This is a genomic window from Exiguobacterium sp. KRL4 (assembly GCF_001870785.1).
Taxonomy (GTDB): domain Bacteria; phylum Bacillota; class Bacilli; order Exiguobacteriales; family Exiguobacteriaceae; genus Exiguobacterium_A.
Genome location: NZ_MOLV01000006.1, coordinates 1 through 21,227, shown reverse-complemented (window position 1 = coordinate 21,227; position 21,227 = coordinate 1). Strand labels below are relative to the sequence as shown.

General features: G+C 49.6%; 23 protein-coding genes. 20 read left to right on the top strand and 3 right to left on the bottom strand.

Annotated elements, in window-relative coordinates:
• Window positions 1-40: 40 nt before the first annotated feature.
• From BLD48_RS05750 to BLD48_RS05670, 18 genes are all read left to right on the top strand, one after another.
• Window positions 41-1,084, top strand: a complete 1,044-nt coding sequence (locus tag BLD48_RS05750; RefSeq protein ID WP_071499338.1) for a phage tail sheath subtilisin-like domain-containing protein — start codon at window positions 41-43, stop codon at window positions 1,082-1,084.
• A 14-nt stretch (window positions 1,085-1,098) separates the two neighbouring features.
• Window positions 1,099-1,530: a phage tail tube protein gene (locus tag BLD48_RS05745; RefSeq protein ID WP_071499337.1), complete on the top strand. Its 432-nt coding sequence runs from the start codon at window positions 1,099-1,101 to the stop codon at window positions 1,528-1,530.
• 69 nt (window positions 1,531-1,599) lie between these two features.
• On the top strand, window positions 1,600-1,992 hold the full coding sequence (locus tag BLD48_RS05740) for a phage tail assembly chaperone (protein ID WP_071499336.1): 393 nt from the start codon (window positions 1,600-1,602) through the stop codon (window positions 1,990-1,992).
• Window positions 1,993-2,233: 241 nt separating this feature from the next.
• Window positions 2,234-4,951: a phage tail tape measure protein gene (locus BLD48_RS05735; protein ID WP_071499335.1), complete on the top strand. Its 2,718-nt coding sequence runs from the start codon at window positions 2,234-2,236 to the stop codon at window positions 4,949-4,951.
• A 10-nt stretch (window positions 4,952-4,961) separates the two neighbouring features.
• Window positions 4,962-5,765, top strand: a complete 804-nt coding sequence (locus BLD48_RS05730; protein ID WP_071499334.1) for a LysM peptidoglycan-binding domain-containing protein — start codon at window positions 4,962-4,964, stop codon at window positions 5,763-5,765.
• 12 nt (window positions 5,766-5,777) lie between these two features.
• The gene (locus BLD48_RS05725; protein WP_071499333.1) at window positions 5,778-7,955 is read left to right on the top strand and encodes an XkdQ/YqbQ family protein; all 2,178 of its coding nucleotides are present in this window, start codon (window positions 5,778-5,780) and stop codon (window positions 7,953-7,955) included.
• Between the two features lie 10 nt (window positions 7,956-7,965).
• Window positions 7,966-8,298 carry a DUF2577 family protein gene (locus BLD48_RS05720; protein WP_071499332.1) on the top strand — a complete coding sequence of 111 codons (333 nt, stop codon included), beginning with the start codon at window positions 7,966-7,968 and terminating at the stop codon, window positions 8,296-8,298.
• Window positions 8,298-8,747, top strand: a complete 450-nt coding sequence (locus BLD48_RS05715) for a DUF2634 domain-containing protein (RefSeq protein WP_071499331.1) — start codon at window positions 8,298-8,300, stop codon at window positions 8,745-8,747. The genes BLD48_RS05720 and BLD48_RS05715 overlap by 1 nt, the downstream gene beginning before the upstream one ends.
• 59 nt (window positions 8,748-8,806) lie before the next feature.
• Window positions 8,807-9,838 carry a baseplate J/gp47 family protein gene (locus BLD48_RS05710; protein WP_236629951.1) on the top strand — a complete coding sequence of 344 codons (1,032 nt, stop codon included), beginning with the start codon at window positions 8,807-8,809 and terminating at the stop codon, window positions 9,836-9,838.
• Window positions 9,831-10,385 carry a putative phage tail protein gene (locus tag BLD48_RS05705; protein WP_071499329.1) on the top strand — a complete coding sequence of 185 codons (555 nt, stop codon included), beginning with the start codon at window positions 9,831-9,833 and terminating at the stop codon, window positions 10,383-10,385. Before BLD48_RS05710 ends, BLD48_RS05705 begins: the two co-directional genes overlap by 8 nt.
• 29 nt (window positions 10,386-10,414) lie before the next feature.
• Window positions 10,415-12,433 carry a pyocin knob domain-containing protein gene (locus BLD48_RS05700; RefSeq protein ID WP_071499328.1) on the top strand — a complete coding sequence of 673 codons (2,019 nt, stop codon included), beginning with the start codon at window positions 10,415-10,417 and terminating at the stop codon, window positions 12,431-12,433.
• Window positions 12,433-14,427 (top strand): hypothetical protein, encoded by a 1,995-nt coding sequence (locus BLD48_RS05695; protein WP_071499327.1) that lies wholly within the window; start codon window positions 12,433-12,435, stop codon window positions 14,425-14,427. The genes BLD48_RS05700 and BLD48_RS05695 overlap by 1 nt, the downstream gene beginning before the upstream one ends.
• Window positions 14,428-14,439: 12 nt before the next feature.
• Window positions 14,440-14,925 carry a hypothetical protein gene (locus BLD48_RS05690; RefSeq protein ID WP_071499326.1) on the top strand — a complete coding sequence of 162 codons (486 nt, stop codon included), beginning with the start codon at window positions 14,440-14,442 and terminating at the stop codon, window positions 14,923-14,925.
• A complete protein-coding gene (locus tag BLD48_RS16370) occupies window positions 14,925-15,035 on the top strand; it encodes a CD1375 family protein (RefSeq protein ID WP_201723138.1) in 111 nt (36 codons plus the stop codon). The genes BLD48_RS05690 and BLD48_RS16370 overlap by 1 nt, the downstream gene beginning before the upstream one ends.
• 73 nt (window positions 15,036-15,108) lie before the next feature.
• A complete protein-coding gene (locus tag BLD48_RS05685; RefSeq protein WP_236629948.1) occupies window positions 15,109-15,261 on the top strand; it encodes a CD1375 family protein in 153 nt (50 codons plus the stop codon).
• Window positions 15,258-15,533, top strand: a complete 276-nt coding sequence (locus BLD48_RS05680) for a hypothetical protein (RefSeq protein ID WP_143082915.1) — start codon at window positions 15,258-15,260, stop codon at window positions 15,531-15,533. Before BLD48_RS05685 ends, BLD48_RS05680 begins: the two co-directional genes overlap by 4 nt.
• Window positions 15,534-15,563: 30 nt before the next feature.
• A complete protein-coding gene (locus BLD48_RS05675; RefSeq protein ID WP_071499323.1) occupies window positions 15,564-16,418 on the top strand; it encodes an N-acetylmuramoyl-L-alanine amidase in 855 nt (284 codons plus the stop codon).
• Window positions 16,419-16,420: 2 nt separating this feature from the next.
• Window positions 16,421-16,642, top strand: a complete 222-nt coding sequence (locus BLD48_RS05670; protein WP_071499322.1) for a phage holin — start codon at window positions 16,421-16,423, stop codon at window positions 16,640-16,642.
• 63 nt (window positions 16,643-16,705) lie between these two features.
• Here BLD48_RS05670 and BLD48_RS05665 read toward each other — a convergent pair whose 3' ends face one another.
• The 3 genes from BLD48_RS05665 to BLD48_RS05655 all read right to left on the bottom strand — a co-directional run bounded on the left by BLD48_RS05665 (window position 16,706) and on the right by BLD48_RS05655 (window position 18,709).
• Window positions 16,706-17,245, bottom strand: a complete 540-nt coding sequence (locus BLD48_RS05665; RefSeq protein ID WP_071499321.1) for a hypothetical protein — start codon at window positions 17,243-17,245, stop codon at window positions 16,706-16,708.
• Between the two features lie 99 nt (window positions 17,246-17,344).
• On the bottom strand, window positions 17,345-17,650 hold the full coding sequence (locus BLD48_RS05660; protein WP_071499320.1) for a hypothetical protein: 306 nt from the start codon (window positions 17,648-17,650) through the stop codon (window positions 17,345-17,347).
• Between the two features lie 3 nt (window positions 17,651-17,653).
• Window positions 17,654-18,709, bottom strand: a complete 1,056-nt coding sequence (locus BLD48_RS05655) for a ParM/StbA family protein (protein ID WP_071499319.1) — start codon at window positions 18,707-18,709, stop codon at window positions 17,654-17,656.
• A 632-nt stretch (window positions 18,710-19,341) separates the two neighbouring features.
• Between BLD48_RS05655 and BLD48_RS05650 the strand changes: the two genes are divergently transcribed.
• Window positions 19,342-20,466, top strand: a complete 1,125-nt coding sequence (locus BLD48_RS05650) for a helix-turn-helix domain-containing protein (RefSeq protein ID WP_071499318.1) — start codon at window positions 19,342-19,344, stop codon at window positions 20,464-20,466.
• Window positions 20,467-20,668: 202 nt separating this feature from the next.
• Entirely contained in the window at window positions 20,669-20,959 is a 291-nt protein-coding gene (locus BLD48_RS16645; RefSeq protein ID WP_071499391.1) for a helix-turn-helix domain-containing protein, read from the top strand.
• Window positions 20,960-21,227: the final 268 nt, after the last annotated feature.

Here is a 21,227-nt window from a genome sequence, read left to right as displayed (position 1 = left end):
GGTAGAGGTTTTTTGTTGCGCAAAAACAGGAGGTTAAAGCATGGCACAGATTACGGATAAAGGCCGCCCCGGCGTATTTTTCACGTTCGCCGAACTCGCTACGTCACGCCTTAGTGACATCGAAGGTACGGTCGTCCTGATTGCGTCGAACTACGTGGCGCCAGTGTTAGTCAATCAGACGTACGTGTTTACGTCAGCTCGCCAAGCCCGCGATACCATGACGGTCGCAAAAGCGGATGCAGTCGTCCAGGCGTTTAATGGCGGAGCATCGCAAGTAATCGTTCGAACGGTACCTGCTACGCCAGTCGCCGCAGATTATACGGCAGCACTCGCAGCACTCGCTACACAACGATTCCAAGTCATTGCGCTTGATCACGAAGTAGCGGATTCAGTCGTTGCGACATTCAAGACGTGGCTTTCTGACGAACGCACACTTAACGATCGATACGTTTTCTTCGTCACAGGCGGAAATGCAGCGCGTGATGCGAAACCGGATATGGGGATTGCAGCCGCAATTGCGAACAAAGACGACTTCATCGTGCAAGCAATCAATGCGCCTAAGTTCGGAAGCGTGACGCGGTCAAGCGGATTAAACGCGCCGTCTCTCGCAGGACAGATCGCAGGTTCGAATCTTGGCGACAGTTTCACGTATACCGAGATTTTAGACGCTACTGACGTCAATGTCGCGCTATCGCCGGCAGACGTAAAGGCAGCGCTCGTAGCCGGAGCATTCGTTTACGAGTTTAATGGCGACTTTGTACGAACAGTCCGCGGAATTACGACAAGTGGCGCGAAGTTGCGCAAGTCGTTATTGAAACAGACGATCGTACGCGACGTTAAGCAAGAAATCGAAAACAACTGGATTGGTAAGAAAGCGAATGGTCCTGCGCAACGTCTCTCGCTAAAAGGGACGCTCGAAACTTACGTACAAACACTTGTAAATGCCGGTGTTATCGCAGAAGGATTCACGGTTGGTGTTACTCGCCCTGAAGGCGCGGACGCCGACCAAGTGGCCGTCGAAATGATGCTCGTATTCCAAGACACGATGGAAGAAGTTTACGTTTCTGTCGGATTCACTAACTAAGGAGGTAACGCCGCATGAATGATTTTGAACCATTATTAGGCACCTACGGCAAACTATATGCGAATGGTGTCGAGTGGCTCGGCGTTTCGAAGTTCGAAGCAGGTCTTGAGCCAGCATACGAAGACTTCAAAATGGCAGGCAAATTGAACACTGGTAAGAAATACGCCGGGTACGAGATTAGCGGAAACATGACTTACTACAAGAAAGCCGGTAAGGATCCGTTCAAGTTCTCGGACTTCCAAAAGGCTTCTCGTAAAAATCCACGTATCCAGGACATGCTCTATATCTTGGACGATCCACAAGAAGGCGTCGTAGCCTATCGCTTTAAAAACGTTCAATTCGGAAAAGTCCCGATTATTAATGCTGAAGTTGGCGCTTTGGTCGAAGACGAATTGGAGTTCTTCTGCGACAGTTACGTACCGCTCTCAGCTTCAGACTTGAAATAACAGGCGCCTTCGGGCGTCTTTTCTATTACTTAATTTATAGTCGACGGACTTTAAACGGGAGGTCCTCACATGGCTAAAACAATGGATAAATCAAAAATCGACTTACTTCTTGGCTTCGATCTAGTTGCTCCTAAGGAAATCACACCATCACAGCGCATCAAAGACCTTGGTATTACGATCACTGTCAAACCTTTGGACGAAGATCAGTTTAAAGAAGTCCGCGCTTCAGCAGTCAGCGCAGACGGTAAAGCAGACGAGTTCAAAATGGCGACTAAGACAATTCAACTAGCTCTCGTCGATCCATCACCGGAAGAATTAATGAACGCGACAGGTTCGTTAACACAAGAGCTTGCGATTAAAAAGATTTTCAACGTTGGTGAGCGAGTTTCGATGTCCGAAGAAATTATGAAGATTTCCGGATTCGGGCCTGTCCAGGAAGAAGTAGAAGACTTAAAAAACTAATCCGGTCGGATAATTTTGAGGCGATTCTTTGTCATTATGCGTGGCAAAATCACCACAAATTTCCGGCCGAAGTATTAGCGCAACGACCTCGCCATCAAGCGTTTATTTTAGCTTCAGATTTAATCGTTGCGGAAGAACAAGCGAAAGCAAACGCAAACAGTAATTAACCCCTTTCGCTAACTGACTTGGCGTGTCGTGGGTAAGCGGCGCGCGACGTAACTTAGCGAAAGGAGTGAACTGGGTGATTCAACTTAACGGCATAATTCGCCTTAAAGATATGTTTAGTCGACCATTAAAGAACTCGACCGACGCAATGGAAAAATTCGAAAAGCAAACGAAGACCATAACAGGCGGTGTCCGAAACGCAGGACGCGAAATGAGCGCCATGAGCGGACGTGGCGGTAAGCTCTCCGGTGCTTTCGGAAGTATGGCCGCTTCTGCGACCGGACTTTCTACGGCACTTGCGGGAGTCGGCGCAGGCATGGTGGCGATGAATAGCGTCAACCTGGCGATGGACTTCGAGTCTCAAATGTCGACGATCGGCGCCTTAACCGGTTTAGCCGGTAAAGAAATGGCAGAGATGAAAGAGGTCGCAATGGACCTCGGAGCATCTACGAAGTACTCGGCACTAGAAGCAGCGCAAGGTATGGAAGAGTTGCTAAAAGCCGGTATCTCGCCAGCTACGGTAAAAGCCGGAGGACTCGAAGCGGCGCTTAATCTCGCTACTGCAGGCGGTTTGGAACTCGCAGATGCTGCGGAAATCATGTCGACCTCGCTCAACACGTTTAAAGACGATGGTTTGAAGGCGTCAGATGCGGCAAATATCTTAGCCGGCGCGGCCAATGCGTCAGCTACGTCAGTCGGCGAATTGAAGTATGGGCTTTCGCAAGCCGGTACAGTCGCAAGTGGACTCGGACTATCGTTCAAGGATACTTCGACGGCCCTCGCAGTCTTCGCACAAAACGGTATTAAAGGATCAGACGCAGGGACTTCGCTTAAAACGATGCTTGCGAACTTGATTCCGGATACGAAGAAAGCGAACGAGCTATTTATGGACCTCGGTATCGTACTCGAAGACGGTTCGAATAAATTCTTCGATGCGCAAGGCAATATTAAATCGATGGCCGGCATTGCTTCGGTACTTCAGAAATCGTTAACCGGCATGACGCGGGAACAGCGCGCGGCTACGCTACAGACGATGTTCGGATCAGACGCAGTACGCGCAGGTAACATCCTCTACAAAGAGGGCGCAGAAGGCGTCAAGAAGATGCAGAAGGAAATGGCGAACGTCACGGCGCTACAAGTCGCCAAAGAAAAAATGAATAACGCAGCCGGCGCCATCGAGCAGATGAGCGGGGCTTTCGAAACCATGCAAATTGTCATCGGTACGGCCGCATTACCCGCAATCAAAGAGCTTGCGCTATGGATGGCGAACTTGCTCGAGAAGATGCAGCAGTCAAGCGCAATGGACGGTATCACGAACGCGTTAGGAATGTTCGGCGCTACGTTGGTCGCATTGAAAACGCCATTGCTCATTACGGCGGGAGTCATCGCCCTCACTCTTGCTATCGCAGGTATCGGCGCAGTCCTGGGCGTAGTTATCTCGCCAATCGGCGCAGTCGTCGCAGGTATCGCACTCTTCGCAACGGGTATCGCTTACGCGTACAAGCATAGCGAAACGTTCCGCAATGGAGTCGCCGCAGTCGGTACTACGATTAAAGGTCTGTTTGCGATATTTAGCGGCAATACAGCGGGTGGCACGAAATTGCTCGAATCGATCGGGCTATCGCAGTCTACAATCACGACGATCACTGGCGTCATTACAGCGGTGAAATCTACGGTGTTTGCGGGACTTGGCGCGGTGAAGTCGTTCTTCATGTCGCAATTCACAGTAATTAAAACGTTCATGGATACGAATGGACCGGCGATCTTTACAGCGGTTCAGAACGCATTCAAAGTGTTTGCAGCGGTATTCTCCGTCATTTGGCCGGTCATTAAGATGCTCGTCATTGGTACGTGGGATGCGATCAAGAACGTCATTTCCGGCGCCTTGAAAGTGATCATGGGCGTCGTCAACATCTTCACCGGGTTATTTACGGGTAACTTCAGCCGGATGTGGAAAGGCGTCAAGCAAGTGTTCTTCGGCGCAATCCAGTTTATTTGGGGATACATCAACCTCATGTTCGTAGGCCGTATACTCAAAGCCGGTAAAGCGCTATTCACCGGTCTGAAAGCTGCGGTATCGGGCGGTTGGACTGCGATTAAAAACTACTTCTCGAACGGAATCAAGACGTCCGGCGACTACGTAGTTAACGGTTGGGTGAAGATTAAATCGTTCTTCTCCGGTGGTATCGAAGCAATCAAAACGAAAGTATCGACAGGTTTCGGAAACATTACGCGGACTATCGCGGAAAAGCTCACTACTGCGAAAGATAAGGTAGTCGAGTGGGGGCGCAGTATTCCGGAAATGCTTTTTAATGCGTTCAAGAACCGAATCAGTATGCTTTCGTCAATCGGTACCCTCGTTTGGGATCAGATTAAATCTACGCTTCCTAGCGTTGGCAGTATCGTCGATTATGTTTCGGATATGGTCGGTGGTTCTAGTTCCGGCGGTGGCGGCAAGAAAAAGTCCGGCGGTTCTCACTACTCCGGATTATTCAACGTTCCGAATCACGGATACCAGGCGACACTACACTCGGGCGAGTCGGTATTAACCGCTAACCAATCGGCATTACTTCGCAACTCCGGCGTATTGACGCGTCGTAACGGTAATCTCGCAGACGTCAATCCTTACGCTGCTTCTTCAGGCGGCGCAGGGGCTTCGAGTTCTAGTAACGTCGGAGGGCGCAATGTCACGATCAACATGCAAGGCGTAACGATTCGTGAAGAAGCCGACATTAAACGAGTGGCACGCGAACTCATTACGATGATCGACGAGTCAGACGACAGAAACCGGTAGGAGGTAAAGGATGGCAGTAGTCCTAAGTAAAACGAAATCAGGCTTCCACGCAACGCGCGCGGAAGTCTTTATTTATAAATCACGAAAATACGCAGACATGCGCGATAAGAAGATTTCAAGGAGTACGTATTTACGGTTCCCGGTTCCGTCGTCTGTCGGTATTTCCGAGAACACAGCGAATCCCTTTTCGATGGAAGAAGTGCTCGGCAAAGGACAAGTAACGATCTTCAGTGGCGATGAATTGCGGACCTTAGAAGTCGGCGAGTTATTGTGGCCACGCGAGTACGATCCTTCATTCTGTACCTCGAAACCTTCGCGAACACCCGACGAAGCGGCGTCTACCATTAAAAAGTGGAAAGACCAACGTTCGCCAGTCCGCGTCATTATCGGAGAACACGCGCAACTTGCGATGGATTGCACCATTCAAGATTTAACGATCGACTTTGAGCGTCCTGGTCATATTGGTGACGCTTGGATATCGTTCAAACTCGTTGAATATAAAGCGCCAACCATTCGTCGTACAAAAGTCACGATCAAGCGGACCACGAAGAAGAAGCCGGTCAAGAAAGGCAAATCGACGAAGCCGCGCAGTAAGGCGCCTAAGAAATCGACACCACCGGTTTACACCGTGCGCAGAAATGACGTACTGGGTGCGATTGCTAAACGTTATTACAAATCCGCTGACTACAAGTATTACAACGCAATCTATAACGCCAACAAAGCGGAGTTTGCGAAGTATCATCGCAAATACAAGCCACGTAGTCGATTCACGATATATCCCGGCATGAAACTCAAAATACCGAAGAAACCGTAAGGAGGCGATCAATTGGCGAAGATTAAGTATGAATACGATACTAGCGTCGTGGATTTATCGCGCACTCCTTCGGTCAAACTTCGTTATTACGACGGCAAATACGTAACAGACTTTACTTCGATGTCGACCGGTTTCCAGTGGTCCGGTAATAAATCGGATGCCTTCCGCTGCTTGGCGATTGATCTCGTCATGGGTAAAGACGTCAACGACCGCGATTTCGTACCGACAGTAGGGCGACAAATCCGCCTCTATTCCGGCAGCACCGAGCTATTTCGCGGTGCAGTCGTAGAAGTCGAGCGGACTGGCGAAGGAAAGGCGAACGTCACGGTATTCGACGAGCTATGGTATGCCGCTAAGAATACGGTCGATTACGTTGTAAAGGGCGGTACGACGGCGAGTCAGGCGATTAAGGCGTTATGTAAGAAATACGGCATTGCTTACGGATCCATTACCGATACCAAATACAAATTCGGAGTAAAGCGTTTCTTGAAGAAGAGTATCGCGGAAATTTTCGATACTTTGATTTGGGAGACTTACCAGGTAACGGGACGCAAATACATGCTTGAGGTCCGCGGTGGTAAGGTCGTACTCGCGCAAGTGGTGCCCCAAAACGTAAGATTCCGAGTCGAACGCGGGACCAACATGAAAGGGATTTCCGCAACCACTTCGATTGAAGGAATGGCGACGCAAGTCTACATGACCGGCGGCCAGGACGAAATCAAAGGGTTAAAGGTTACGCGGAAAGACGCTTCCGGAATCAAACGCTACGGCATCCTGCAACATGCAGAACACCGCAGTAGCGTAAGGAAAGCGGGCGACTTACTGAAATACGCAGATAAGGCGCTAGCCCGGCGTAATCAGCCGACTCGTACGTTATCGGTTCAAGCGCTAGGTTACTTCGGCGTCAAATGTGGAGATGTCGTTTATATCAAGGATGCCGCAACCGGCGTAAATGGTCGGTATTGGATTACCGCAGATTCGCACACGATCGATAGTAAAGGCAAGCATACGATGGACTTAACGCTCGCTAAGACATGGGCGCTTGATGTTTCGAATTACGAGCCGCCAAGTGAGCCGTCAAATAACGTAGCAACTCCGACCGGCAGTGACGCTGCTATCGGAACGAAGGCGCCGTTCAAAGACTTGACCGCTTTCGTCCGTAAATACGAGACTTCTAACGCAGGCAGTACGTCGATCTATAACGACCGCAAATACGGCGGCATGTCTTATGGATACTACCAAATGGCAAGTCGTGCAGGCACTCCACAGAAGTTCGTACGTGGTTTGTCCGGTAAAGACGACGAAATCTACGAAAGACTGGCGAATAAACTTAGCTCAGTTTCGCAGGTTAACGGTGCATTTGCGAAAGAGTGGTTAGCGGTAGCACAACGATACAAGTCGCGATTCACGGACCTGGAACATGCTTACGCCTACAAAGAGTATTACCAACCTGCTCGCGACGGTATTCTACGCCGTACAGGCATTGACGTGAACAAGCGAAGTTGGGCGATGCAGGCGGCTTTGTTATCGACGGCCATTCAATTCGGAACCGGTTCGTCGACTAGCGCAAAAGGCGCCATTCCGATATTTAGCCTTACGTATAAAAAAGGAATCTCGGACGATACATGGCTTCGTGCTATCTACGCAGACAAGACTCGCAGATTCCCGGTCACGCGGACCCGTTTCGCTAATGAATTAGCGGATGCGATCGCCATGCTGAAGAAGCAACAAGCGGCTATTACTAGAACGAAGCCGACGCCCAAGCCGAGTAGCGCCTCGAAGACGGCCACTCGCGAGAAGATCGTAAAGATTGCGCGGAGTAAAAAAGGTAGATTGCGTTATAACTTGGCAGGCGGTAACCCGTTATTAAACGGCAGCAATGTAGGCGACTGTAGTGACTTTGTTCAATATGTCTATAAGCAAGCGGGCATTGCCGGAACGGTACCGAACTATACGCCGTCTATTTGGGGCAAGTACACGAAAATCAGTCGTAGTTCAGCGCGACCAGGCGACCTAGTGTTGTTCAGCGGAACTATTCCGGGACGCGGGCGCGGCATTCCGTCACACGTCGGTATCGTATCCGGAGACGGAAACATGGTCAACCTGCAATCGTACGGCTGCAAGGAAGAGAAGTACGGGTCCGGCTATTGGGGCAATTACCTACTCGGATTCGTTCGAGTATTAGATTAGGAGGCGGCATATGGAAAGTAGACAGAATCTAGGCGCCGACTTGCGCCGAGTTGTTAAGAAATACGGTTACAACAAAGCGCTAGATATCGAATTGGGTACGGTCCTATCCGTCAATCCTATTTCTATCGCAGTCGACGGTGTAAACGATATTTTAGAGGCCCACGAAGTTAAAGTGGCGCAGCAGTTAATTAATCGAACTGTTTCGGTGACCATCGCAGGCACACCTACGGATATCGATTATCCGATGCAATTAGAAGAATCCGATCGAGTCGCGTTGATTTACGACGTTGACCGCGGGTTCTTTTTCGTTGTCGATAAGGTCATTGACGGGGAGGACATCTAATGGCGTTTACTCCGCAAGAATCCTTTAACGATGATTTCGATGAGTTCGAAGCAGACGCCGTCGAGGCGGAAGAAACAATCACAATCGCTCCTTCGCAAACCTGGCGAATCGACTTCGCTAACGGGCGTTTAACTCCGGCAATCATCGATGGAAAAGACGCAGTCATGCAAATGGCCGCTATTGTCGTTCAGACGCAACGGGGGCGCCACTATATCTACGATGAAGATTTCGGTGTAGGAGCTGACGAGATAATCAGCGCTAATTTACCGACTGCTATCGCAATGGACGAAATGTCGCAAGAAGTCGCAGAGGCGCTCGAGCAAGATGACCGTGTAGACAGCGTCATTTCTGTTGCCGTCGATATCGTAGATGGCGTAGCTACCGTTGATCCTGTAATCGAACTTGTCGAAGACGGTACCGAAAGTGAATTCGAAGGTGAGGTAGACTAATGGCTTTTACAGATGTATACGAAATTAACAGCGATTTATTCGGTCAGATATTGGAATCAATGCTAGACCGATTACCCACTAATATAGATTCCCGTGAAAGTTCGGTAGCTTACGCCTTACTGGCGCCAATCGCCGCTGAACTGGAACGCTTTTATATCGAGGCTGCCGATGAAGATCGACAGTCTTTTTTGGTGGACGCAGAAGGTAACCCGACCGCAGCCGGCGACCGTATTGACCGAAGAGTTCGTGAGTTCGGTATCACACGTAAAGACGGTGCCCTTGCGACCGTTTCGCTAAAACTCGTCACTGAAGTACCGACGCTAATTCCCGCATACAGTCAGTTTGCGACATCAGATAGCGAACCTATCGTATTTGAGACGCAAGTTGACGTAATGGCTACGCCGACTGGCGCTACTGTCGTTGCTCAAGCGACCGAGCCGGGCGTACTCGCAAATGTCGCGGCCGGCGAAGTCACTACGGTACTTGGCGATTTGGCAAACGTACTGACGGTAACGAACCTAGCACCGGCTACCGGTGGCACTGACGGAGAATCTGACGAAGATTTAATCGATCGGTTCCTTACGTACATGCAACGCCAAGCCACGTCGGGTAACGCAGCTCACTACGAGCGATGGGCTACGGAAATCAGCGGTGTCCGGGAAGCGCGAGTTACGCCGATTTGGAATGGCGCCGGCACCGTAAAGGTCGTACTTATTGCGGAAACGGGCGGAGCACCTGCGGCAAGTAAGATCACCGAGGTTCGCGACTATATCGAAAGCCAACGCCCAATCGGCGCCACCGTTACGGTAATCGGCATCCAGGAGCGCACCATTGCGGTATCTGCGACGGTCATCCTGCAACCGAATGTCTCGCTAACTGCGGTCAGAGAAGCGTTCACAGCGGCATATCTCGACTATTTGGCGGAAGTTCCGTCGGGTGGCGTCATCACCTTAACGCGAGTCGGCGGTCTGCTGATCAGTATCGATGGAGTTGCGGACTATTCTAACTTGCGATTAAACGGCGGCACGACGTCCATTACGCTGACTAGCGATGAACTGGCGGTGGCTGGGGCGGTGACGATTAATGTCTAAACCGGACTTACTCGCGCACTTGCCAGACTTTTGGGCGGATATTTACGAAGTAGCGGAGATTCTCGATACGGACGCAGAAGAGTTATTGCTGCTCGATCAATACGTCGAATCGCTCGTTAATAACCTTTACGTCATGACCGCAGAGCGCAGTTTACCCCGATGGGAGCGTGCTTTCGGTATTACGCCAGGGTTGAATGATACCGTGGTCCAACGCCGTGAGCGCATCCAATCGAGACTGCGCCTACAAGGGACCGTCACGAAAGAAAGTATCGCAAACGTCGCGGCTGCCTTTTCAGGCGGGGACGTAACCGTAATCGAGGCGCCGGCACAAGCGTCCATCACCGTTAAATTTACAGGGACTTACGGAGTACCGAACGACGTCGAAAGTCTTGGCGTCACCTTGCGAGAAATGTTGCCGGCGCACTTGGCGTTTGCTTTCGCTTACACGTATTTAACTTGGGCGCAAATCGACGCTAAAGCACTGACTTGGGCGCAGATTGACGCTAAAGGACTTACGTGGACCGGCGTCGATAACGGCGGGTTATAAGCGCCGGATTTATATAAAGGAGGTAGCGCATGGCTACGAATACACCAAACTTTTTGCTTCCTAAACCGGACGCTAACGATAACTTTAACCGGATTGCGTATAACGCGCTGATCGACGCCATTGATTCGAAAGTCGGAGCGAAAACGAACGCAGCAGATACTCATATGGCGGATCTGATTAAGCATATTACGTCACTGGAACGAGATAAGTGGAATGCAGCGCAATTGTTCGCTCTGACAAGTAGCGTCGGATCCGGCAAAACACCGACAAGCAACGACCTTAACGCTACAATCACCGCCGGATTCTACAACGTACAGGCATCGAATTTAAACAGCAATAGTTCTTCCGGAACGATGTTTGTAAGTACCCGAGGAAGTAGCGGAATTTCGCAAATCCTGCACACTACGGCGAACAAGTTGTTTACGCGTTTCTCCGGAGATGGCGGCACTACTTGGTCGACATGGCTCGAACAGGAATCGGCGACCGGCGCCCAAGCGAAAGTCGACGCCCATGCTGCGGATGCAGTAAAGCATATTACGACTCCGGAACGTGATAAGTGGAATGCCGGACAGTTGTGGAAGTTGACGGAATCGACCGGATTCTCGAAATATAACGCAAGCCAAGACGATGCTGACGTTTTACTAAATTCCGGTAACTACGCTTGCTATTCGAGCACCAAGAATGTTCCGGAATCAGGCGGTCACCTTTATGTTATTCAGCGAGATGGTAGCCAGGTTGCGCAGACTTTCATCGGAATTACTTCGAACATCTATATTCGAACGTATTCGGCAACATGGAAACAGTGGCGCAAACTGACGGATAACAACACGCTTGGTAACGTCCTTTTCGGAAACAAACTCGTAGATCAATCAAATGCGAATTTTGTCGGGAAGGTTGCTGGTAGTTCTACCGAGAACCCACACCGAAGCAGTGCAGTATACGGTTCTACATCATTGGCAACGCCTAGTGCAGCCGACACCGTTCAGGCAGTCTACGACGCACTAAAGTCGATCGATTTGTCTCGTGTAGTTGTAAGTAACACGGGATCGGGACATGTATCTCAACAATTGTTTTCATTCAATATTGTCGAACATATCCAACGCACCTATGGAAATATTCCTGGTGTAACAACAGCCGAAAAAGTTACGTGGTTGAGAAATAACTTGTCGAAACTCACATTTAACTGGTGGGGGTTTGGTTCTAGTGTCGGCGGTAATAAGGCGAATATCTCATTTTGGAACGGTTCATCGTGGACATATTGGACGTCAAACAGTGCAAATACGCCTTCCAAATCATCAATCATCTCTACAGGAATTGCCTCATTAGTACAGACCGATGGGTTTGCGTACTTTGTAGCGTATGCCGATGCCTCCGATGGCACTACGGCTAGCGTAATCAACACGGACTATGCGGAACTTGTCGTAGAACTTTCGACAGATATCAAATCAGGTCTCGCAAACGCTACGACGTCTACCGCCGGTCTACAAAGTGGCGCAGACAAAGCGAAACTCGACGGTATCTCGACAGGTGCGAATAAGACAACAAGCAGCGGAACTAACGGGAATGTCCTCGTAGATAATGCGCAGGTCCAGGTATACGCCCACCCGACAGGCGACGGCAACTCGCACGTACCCGCAACTGGTACGACGAATGGCGGTAAAGTACTCAAAGCCGGCGGCACTGCAAACGCGCTTTCATGGGCTTTCGTGGACTGGTCGGAGATTCTCAACAAACCTTCGACATTCCTGCCTTCTGCGCATACTCACGCCATCGCGGACGTTACCGGACTTAGTGCGGCACTGTCCGGCAAGCTCGATACTTCGCAACGTGGCGCGGTTAACGGAGTGGCTTCGCTAGGATCCGACGGCAAGGTGCCAACGTCGCAACTGCCTACGATTGCTAACGCAGCCGCCGATATCACGATCGCAGATGCCGGTAATTATTTTGACGGCGCAAACGTCGAAACTGGAATGCAGGAAATCGGTAGAGTTCTCGCCGGCGCCCGCACTAGTCTCGTAACTAGCGCACAACAATTAGGAGTGATTTAATGCCAAACCTCACGAACGAGACGGTTTTAACCGGAAGTTACAACAAATATAAAAACTCGAATCCGCAATTACTCGATAACGGGTGGTTAGTCGTTGCGGTATTCAGCAGCACGAACTCACGCCTGCAATTCCGCGTTAAAAAGACGCCGTCAAGTGCGTGGGAAGACTTAGCATATATCACATCGTCAACACTCACTGGATACGCGATTGCTCGAAAGGGCACGCGTATTTATTTTGTGGCGCACGCTTCGAACTCAAACGCTATCTTTTACGCTACATTCGATGCCGTGACGATCGCTACGACGACTGCGATTACTCCGGCCACTATCGAATTTTCTTCGATCAGCGGTCAATTCGGTGGTATCGATCTTGCAATCAACGCAGCCGGTACGGAACTGCACCTCGCATTCACGGCGCAAACCATCGCATACCCGACGATGAACCTACGCTATATGCTTGGCGCCATCGACGAAACGGGCGAAGTCCGGTGGGGTTACGTCGAACAAGTCACGACGCTAACGAGTACGACCGGACAAGTGCGCGAGCCTTCGATTGCCGTCGTTAATGGTACTGCGGGTATTGTAACGCGGGACCTCGGCTTTACTATTTCCGGTAGTGGCGTCACCTACGATATCAACCAAAACCAAATCCGAATGTATATGCGCGATAAGTCGCTTCAGCAATCGGTACAGCTTGGCGACGGTTGGACGTATTCCGAAATCTACTCAATCGCAAGCCGGGCGCAATACCTGCCGAACGCCATTTACGTGCCGAAAGCGGTCAATGGTATCGCATACGGGCGCATTTGGGCGACATGGAACGGCGGTGACGGGGTTTCCGCTAACTCGAATATCCGGACGGCCTTCTCGGACGACCTCGGAGTCACATGGTCCACGCCAGTTAAGCAAACGACGGAAAACTCGTTAGGGCAGTCTAGCGCCATGCTTACGGCAGATAACGCCGGCAAGGTATTCCTCGTATGGGAAGCGCTCGATAACTCGTCAGGATCAACGTACACAGTAACGAAAGAGCGCGTCTTTTCGTCAAATGCGTGGGCAACCGCTACTTCTTACGCCGGTAACGATTACTTCACGCCGACGGTCCTTTACGATATCAACTTCCGGTTAACGATGACGAAACCGCCACTTATTCGCTCGGCAAGCGGTAACGGGATTAGTTTCTCCGGCAACTACCCGGCACCTGCGGCAGTCGCGCCGTATAGCGCAGACCTCGGAACTAAATCGGATAAGGCGCTATTCACTTATACAGTGACTCCGGAAGCAGGCGCCACCGTGACGAAGATTGACGAAATCATTACGGGAATCGGCATCCAAACGTTTAACTCGCCGGCCAGTCTTAACCGCACGTTTACCGTCAGTCAGGCGCATTGGGACGCCATGAAGTTCTACAATGCGCAAAAGGTTCGCGTAGTCGTGACGGATTCAAACGGAGGGGTATCGGATCAGACGTATACCATTCGCAAGACGTTGCTAAGTGACGCGCCGTTGCTTGACGCTACTAAGGCGGTCCAGGACACGAAAGACGCCACTCGCGCTAAGGTCGATGCCCTGGCGACGAAAGTAGGACTAGCGACTGGTTCGACGCTTGATCAAATCAACACGCGCATCGGCAGCGGTGCTTTTCGCAAAGTGGCGTCAGGTACGGTAATGTCGTCGAGTACGCTCAAGGCGTTTAACTTGGTTGACGGTACGCAGAATAACATGAACATCTTGCAGGTCAGCGGTCTTGGTTTCACGCCATCTGTCGTTGTTTTAAGTAAGGGTGTTAACGCAAACTTCGATTTTACCGGCTACTATATGATGGATCCGAACGTAAGCGGTCGCCGGCTTTACCGCCATGCCTACTACAACACGGAAGCGAGTTCGGCGTCAGGCACGTCGAAAGTGTTCGAAATCGTAGAGTCGTTTAAGAACGGATTTGCGTTGCCAGTATCGCAAGGAAACATACTTTACAGCTATATTGCGTACGAATAAGGAGGTGGCGCTATGCCAAATATCGGAGCAAAGATTTACTTTTCTAACGTGACCGGCGAAGTCCTAAAAGTGGTGTCCGAGAAGTCGGGACCATGGGTCATCGATACCTCGTTCAGAGAAGATATGCGCTCGTATCCGGAGTTACAGGGATTGGACGAAGGCGAAATCGGCGTCGTTAAAATCGACTACGGTGATCACGCAGAAGATTTATTGACGCAGATCCCGGTTTCCGTTAAAAAGGGCGTCATTCAATGGGTGCCGATCGATAGCCCTGCGGAGGCCCCGCAAACGAAGCCGTTCAGCGAGCGCCTGGCTAACGTAGAAACGGAGGCGGTGTCAACGATGATGGCGATTACGGATGCCTACGAAAGCCAGTTGGCTGCTGACACCAATCGCGAAGGGGAGACGGTCGTCACGATGATGGGGCTATCGGAAGCCTACGAAATGATTCTCTCGCTGCAGGCACGAATCGAAATACTCGAAAGGGGTGACGCTTAATGGCGCAAGTGTACGCAAACTTGATCATTAAAGGGATGAAGGCGCTAGAAGAAGTGCCGAAGTCGTTACAAAACGAAGTTGAGGCGTTATTACATGAGACCGCTGGATAATCTCCGGCAGTCTCTTTTTTGTATCCGCAAACAGGCGCTCGCATGGGCGCTACTAAAACTAGGAGGCGATTACGTGGTCACAGTATACGTAACACTTATTTTGAAAGGCTATAAAACGTTCGCACAAGTACCGGCAAACCTACAACCTGCGGTCAAATCGGAGTTAGAGGCGCTTGGTCTCGGCACTGACGGCAAACCGTTGTTCGAAGGCGAGGCGGTTTCGTGATCATCAACGATAACGGCGGAGGTAACTCGCAAATGGATACACAAATACTCGAGCGCCTGGTCCGCATGGAAACGAAGATTGACGTTTTTACCGACGTGCGCCAAACGGCGGATAACGCGTGGAGTCTATCAAACAAGTTGAACGGGCGAGTAGACACCGCAGAACGCGATATCAAAGAACTAAAAGCAGACACTCGCGGTAGTTTCGAACGCATTTGGGGCTTATGTAGCCCGGTGCTAACGGGACTTACCGTTTATTTTTTGACTCACTAAATCTACGCAACACGAAAGGGGAAACGCCACATGGCGAAATATACAATCAACGAGTCTTTACTGCAGGTTAATCCGTATACACGTACCGGCATCAAACTGAAAAAGGTAATGGGTATCGTCATTCACTGGACCGCTAATAAAGGAAAAGGCGCGTCTGATACCGCCCACTACCGCTACTACTCAGGTGGCGCCATCTCTGCGAAATCTTACGCTTCAGCGCACTATTTCTGCGACGGGGATTCGATTCTTCGCGTTATTCCGGATAACGAAATGGCGTACCATGTCGGAGCACGTTCTTACCGGACAAACCGCCTAGGCTCGTACCCTAACAACATGACGATCGGTGTCGAAACTTGCGTTAACGTCGACGGAAACTTCAAACAGGCGCTCGACCGGTCGGCTTGGTTAGTTGCGAAATTGCTCAAGGACAACAAGCTCGGCATCGACGACCTGTACCGCCACTACGATATCACCGGTAAAGATTGCCCGCGCTACTTCGTATACGACGCAACGGCGCGGGAATACGGACTTGGCGATTCTGCTGCTAAAGCGTGGTCAGCGTTCAAAGCGCAAGTCGTCGCTTATATGGGCGAAGGCACGAAACTAAGCACGAAACCGCCTATCGCGAAGCCTGCGGGATCCACGTACAAAGACAAAGAAGTGGCGCCAACTCTCGTTAAAGTCATCTACAAAGGGCGCGATGGCGTAGCTGTCCGGAAGACTGCGGACTTCTCGGCACCGGTCCACAGTTACGTGAAATACGGCGACGCGTTCACGATCGTTAAGAAAGTGAAAACGAAACAAGGCGAATACATGTGGCGCCTGAAATCGGGCTTATTCATTACGGCCCATGAAAAATACGTCAAGACTATCGGAGGTAAGTGAGTATGCGTAAAATCGATTGGAGCGCCCGGCTCCGCAGCAAAGAGTTTATCGTGGCCATTGCGGCCCTACTCGGCATGATCGCTAATTCGGCGTTTGGTATTACGCCGGAAGAGTGGAATATTTGGGTAGCGCTAGTCCTCGGCGTGTTCGTGAGTGGCGGAGTTATCGCCAATCCGACGACTCCTGGTATTAAGGACGCGCCCGACGACGAAACAAACGAATAATACGACGAATAACGCCCCCTTTGCGCTTAATTGCGTGGAGGGGCGCTTTTTTCGTTTACATAATCATTTCTTGAAGCGGACGTTATCTGTGCACATGCCAACAGAATGTTCTTTGCCTTTACCCTCTTTAACCGGAACGTGTAGACAATAATACTCGGCTTTCGTCTTATCGAAACCTTTCGATGATCGGACGAACTCCGCATACTGTTCCTTCGAAGTTTTGCCAGGTTGTAGCGTGAAGTCTTTTAGTTTGTACTTTGTGTTTGCTTCAGCAAGTGTGTAATATATGGCTCCATCGCGATATGCGTACAGCCTAGCCTTACTTGCATAAACACGCTGACTATACGCCTTGCTCGTATTTTTAATCTTAAAGGATCCGTCGACTACGATTTTCGTTTTGTAAGTGTTATCCCATTTAGGCTCAATGCGTAATGACATGCCACTTTCGACCATTCTTAGTGTGCTATTACGTGACTGCGTGTAGTCTCCGGAGTCAAATAAGTCATATAGTTCGTTCTTTCCGTAGGCAAAGACTGCCGAAGGGACGGCGATAATTGCAGCAAGGGATAGCGATGTGATTACTATTTTTGATTTCTTCTTCATTAATTCCCCTCCTAGTTTTTACCTACAGTATACGCATACTGGTCGATAATGTGACGCTCATTGCCATAAATAACAAAAAGACGCCCGAAGGCGCCTCGTTTAAATATCGAAATCAAAATCGTCGAGCAGTTTGTTTAATTCGTCATTCTCCGGAGTAACCGCCTTTGGCGCCTCCACGATTTCCTCCGCCATTTTACGGTAATTACGCTTTCTTCGCGAAGTAATCAGCTTACGACCGGCCATTTCATTGCGAATAGCGTCGCGGATCCACTGCGATTTCTCGCGGGGAGGCAAGCTATCGAGGAACATTTTTATATCTGCGTCTGCTTCTTCGTTCAACGTAACAATCAGCTTCGTAAACTTTACGACTTCCTCCGGATTCTTCGGCTTACGACCGCGCGCCATCGCTTACTTCGCCTTACTGGATGCCGCTTGGCGACGTTCTCCGAATGTATAGAAACCACGAAGGTTAGCTAATGCCGGTTCCGTCAATACTTCGACGTCCAAACGCTTAGATAGCGCCTTACCTACGAGTGCTGCGCCACCGCCGGCTACGATAACCGTCTCAAATTTCGTACGATCCGGCCACTCCGACGTGATGTAACTCGCCAAACGGTCGGCATATTCGTTGATTGCGTCGTCTACGAGGTGCCCGATATCAGCGCCAATCTTCGAAGTCTGCACGTATTTGCCGCTATATTCCGGCGATGTAACAGTTTTTTCGATACTGCGGATCGTTGCGCGGATGTTCGGGTTAGCAGCGATCAACTTGCGTCGGACTGCGCTATATACGTCATTCATGCCCTCACGCATCGTGAAAACATCGTTAGGCTGGCGTTTTAATCTGTTATAGCCGTCGCCTACTGCTGTACCACTACCGATATCAATGACTCCAACGTACGCTTGCGCAAGGTCTGCGCGACGGTCGCCGAAGATCGAAACGAATAAAGCACCGGCAGACTGCGGTAATACCGTAACTTGTTCGATTTTTATGATATGGTCGCGTCCGTTACGACGTACTGTATGTACGCTGCCCGTGAATACGTCCTCAAGCGACTTTTGCGCCGATGTTCCGTGTTCTTCTGAAGGTACGCCCGTTACGATATGGACCGAAAGGATGTCTTCATCGAAATCTGCCGCAAGTTCTGCGAGAATGAAATCCGTCAATAAACGATATTCTTTTTGTGAATAGCGATCTTGTAGCGTGTAAGAATCTTGTAATTCTTGATGATCAACTGCGTCAATTACGCCTGGACCCCAAACATATTCTTTATCCGGATCTTGCGGAGATTTGAAAACTGCGACGTCGTCCTTGTCGCTACTATACGACTCAACTCCGACCGCACTTGCTTTTGCATACGCAGATTTAGCGACAATTTCGCGCTTACTCGACTTCGCTTTTACCTGTCCATTACCGTGATCGATGACAAACATTAACGGAGATTTCGACTGACCTTTTTCCACTTAAACCGCCTCATTTCGTGTTTTTAGCGGGTTATTTCACCGCTTCTTAATTTCAATGTTACCATAAAAATTAGATATTGCAAGAATTAAATTACTATGTCACCATTAAATTTAACGTTGGTATTAAGCCATTAACTTAAATTAATACAAAAATGAAACAAAATAAAATAATGCTTTACATCTATACGCGCGAAGAGGTAAGATGAATGCAACGAAATACAAAGTTATCCACAAGCAACATTTGTAAAACTTACTTAAAATGAAAAAGCTGACAAGTTATCCACAATTTCGTGAACGACTCGCCAGCTACTAAAAATAAAATGAGCACAAAAAAGCCACCGGCCGATTAGGAATTTTGCCGATTCCTAACTGGACGATCCCGATAAACGACCTATCGGAAACGCACTTCGCGGTGACCTTCTGTATAATCTTCTATACGCTGATTATACGAAGTCTAAACCTAGTAGTCAACGTATTAAGCATAAGTTTTTCCCTTGGGAGAAGTTTATACGCTTACATTCGCCATACCACGATGTTTTGCACCTACACGAATTTTCTGCGCGTTTCTCGATTTCGCCTAACCAAAGGCATCGGGAAGCGCGCTTTTTCGTGTACCTAAGGAGCGAAACACTATGTCGAAGTCCGTCAAAACCGCAATCACACTCATCCTTAACGAATCAACGCTATCCTCGCTAACTAACCACAAAGACGTAGACGCGATCAATGCAACGTATTGGGCGCAAGTCACGGCAAATGGCGACGTACTTACGAAAGCCGACCGCAATGTCTACTTCACTATCTCGAAGCATGCCGTCAAATACCCGGGCGTTGCGTACCTATCTGCGAACTCTATCGCAAAAATGGTCGAATGCAGCCGGGCTACTGTCATGCGCGCTTTTAAGAAACTCCGCACACTCAACATGATTGAGATCCTCAACGCTAAACGCAAATCTGATAACCGTCAGACTGCGAACATCCTCCGTATGCTTCCGGTAGCCACTGAAAACGTAGTTGCCGAAAATAACCCTATCCAATCGCAAGAAAACGAAGTTACTCGTCCTTCCCATACCGACGTACCTGTTTCGAAAGGTAACGCTGAAAAACCTGTCGCCAATCAAGCGAAAACGAACGTAGAATCGAAAGTGATTACACAGGATGCGACACAAGATGTTACACAAGGAAACGCCCAAAATGCGACACCATTAAACTCTTTTTCTTTAAGCCCTTCCGAAGCCCCTAAAGACCTTAAAACATTCGAAGGCGCAAATGCGCGCGAGTGTGGCGCCCTGGACGCGTTTAATGTTCCAGTCGATTTGCAACGTGCATTGGTGCAGTTACCGATCACTGACGCTAAGAAGTTCGAATTACTTAACTCCAACGACTCACGCTCTATCGCAACATACGCTAACCACGCATTATCCGCAGAGTTCCCGACACTCATGCGTAACTTTGACGTACTCAAATACGCGAGCTTAGTCGAATCCGCTGCTGTCCGTACTGCTTTCGTCGCTAAACGTAAATCGATCCGCAACCTCGTCGCTTACTTCCTCCGCACATTTGTCGAGTTATTGCGTACGGCCCTCGTAGAAATGGCGATTGATCTAACGCTAGATGCCGTCGAAGAAGCGATTGAAACGCAAGAGTGCTATATCTCCGTAGCTGAAGAGACTGCGCAAGTATGGGCGCCGAAATGTGCGCAATTGGTCGTAAATGGCGTCATGGAGCGGATTGAGGCGACTGATAACGACGTCGCGTAAAAATAAATTTAAAAAGTTTTGCCGATTTTGACCGAAAACATCATTTCGTGCGGATTATATGTGAAAGGCGCAATTGAGCGTCTCCACCCCAACTACGAATGACCGGCGGCAAAACGGCGTTTGTAGTTGCGGTCCACTTAAATATCCGAAGGTGGTGCGTACCATTACGAACGTGATCGACTACGCTAGCCAACCTTTCGTCATGATCGCAAGAAACGTTATGGTGTCGCCTGAACTGACGCCTAACGATAAAGTCGTGTATGCGATACTCTGCGCTCATGCGTCAAATGGCGGCAAGCAAACTTATCTAGGCAACGAAACAATTAGCAAGATGGCGGGATTTAGCGGTCGTACCGTTACCCGGTCGCTCGTACGATTAAAAATGAAGTCCTTGATCGATATTGAACCTCGCTATAATACGGAGGGTCGTCAAGTATCAAACCTTTACACTGTTTTGGCTCTACCAAAGGATTTTGCTAAATTGGTACCCTGACACCACTGTCACCGGCACCCTGTCACCAGTGTCATACAAACTATATGTATTAATAACTAGACTTTATATTTTAAATACTTGTCGACATGAATCTAGTCGACTAGCTATTAATACCGTAATAAGGCGCTATTACAACATAAGTGCAAGACATGGTTTTATCTGATCGATAAAACACGTATCCCTTCTGACGCAATCTGTCGCAGGTAAGTACTCGTCTTATGAACCGCTTATCTGCGCCAATAAAACCATCGGAGGATAACGCAATGAC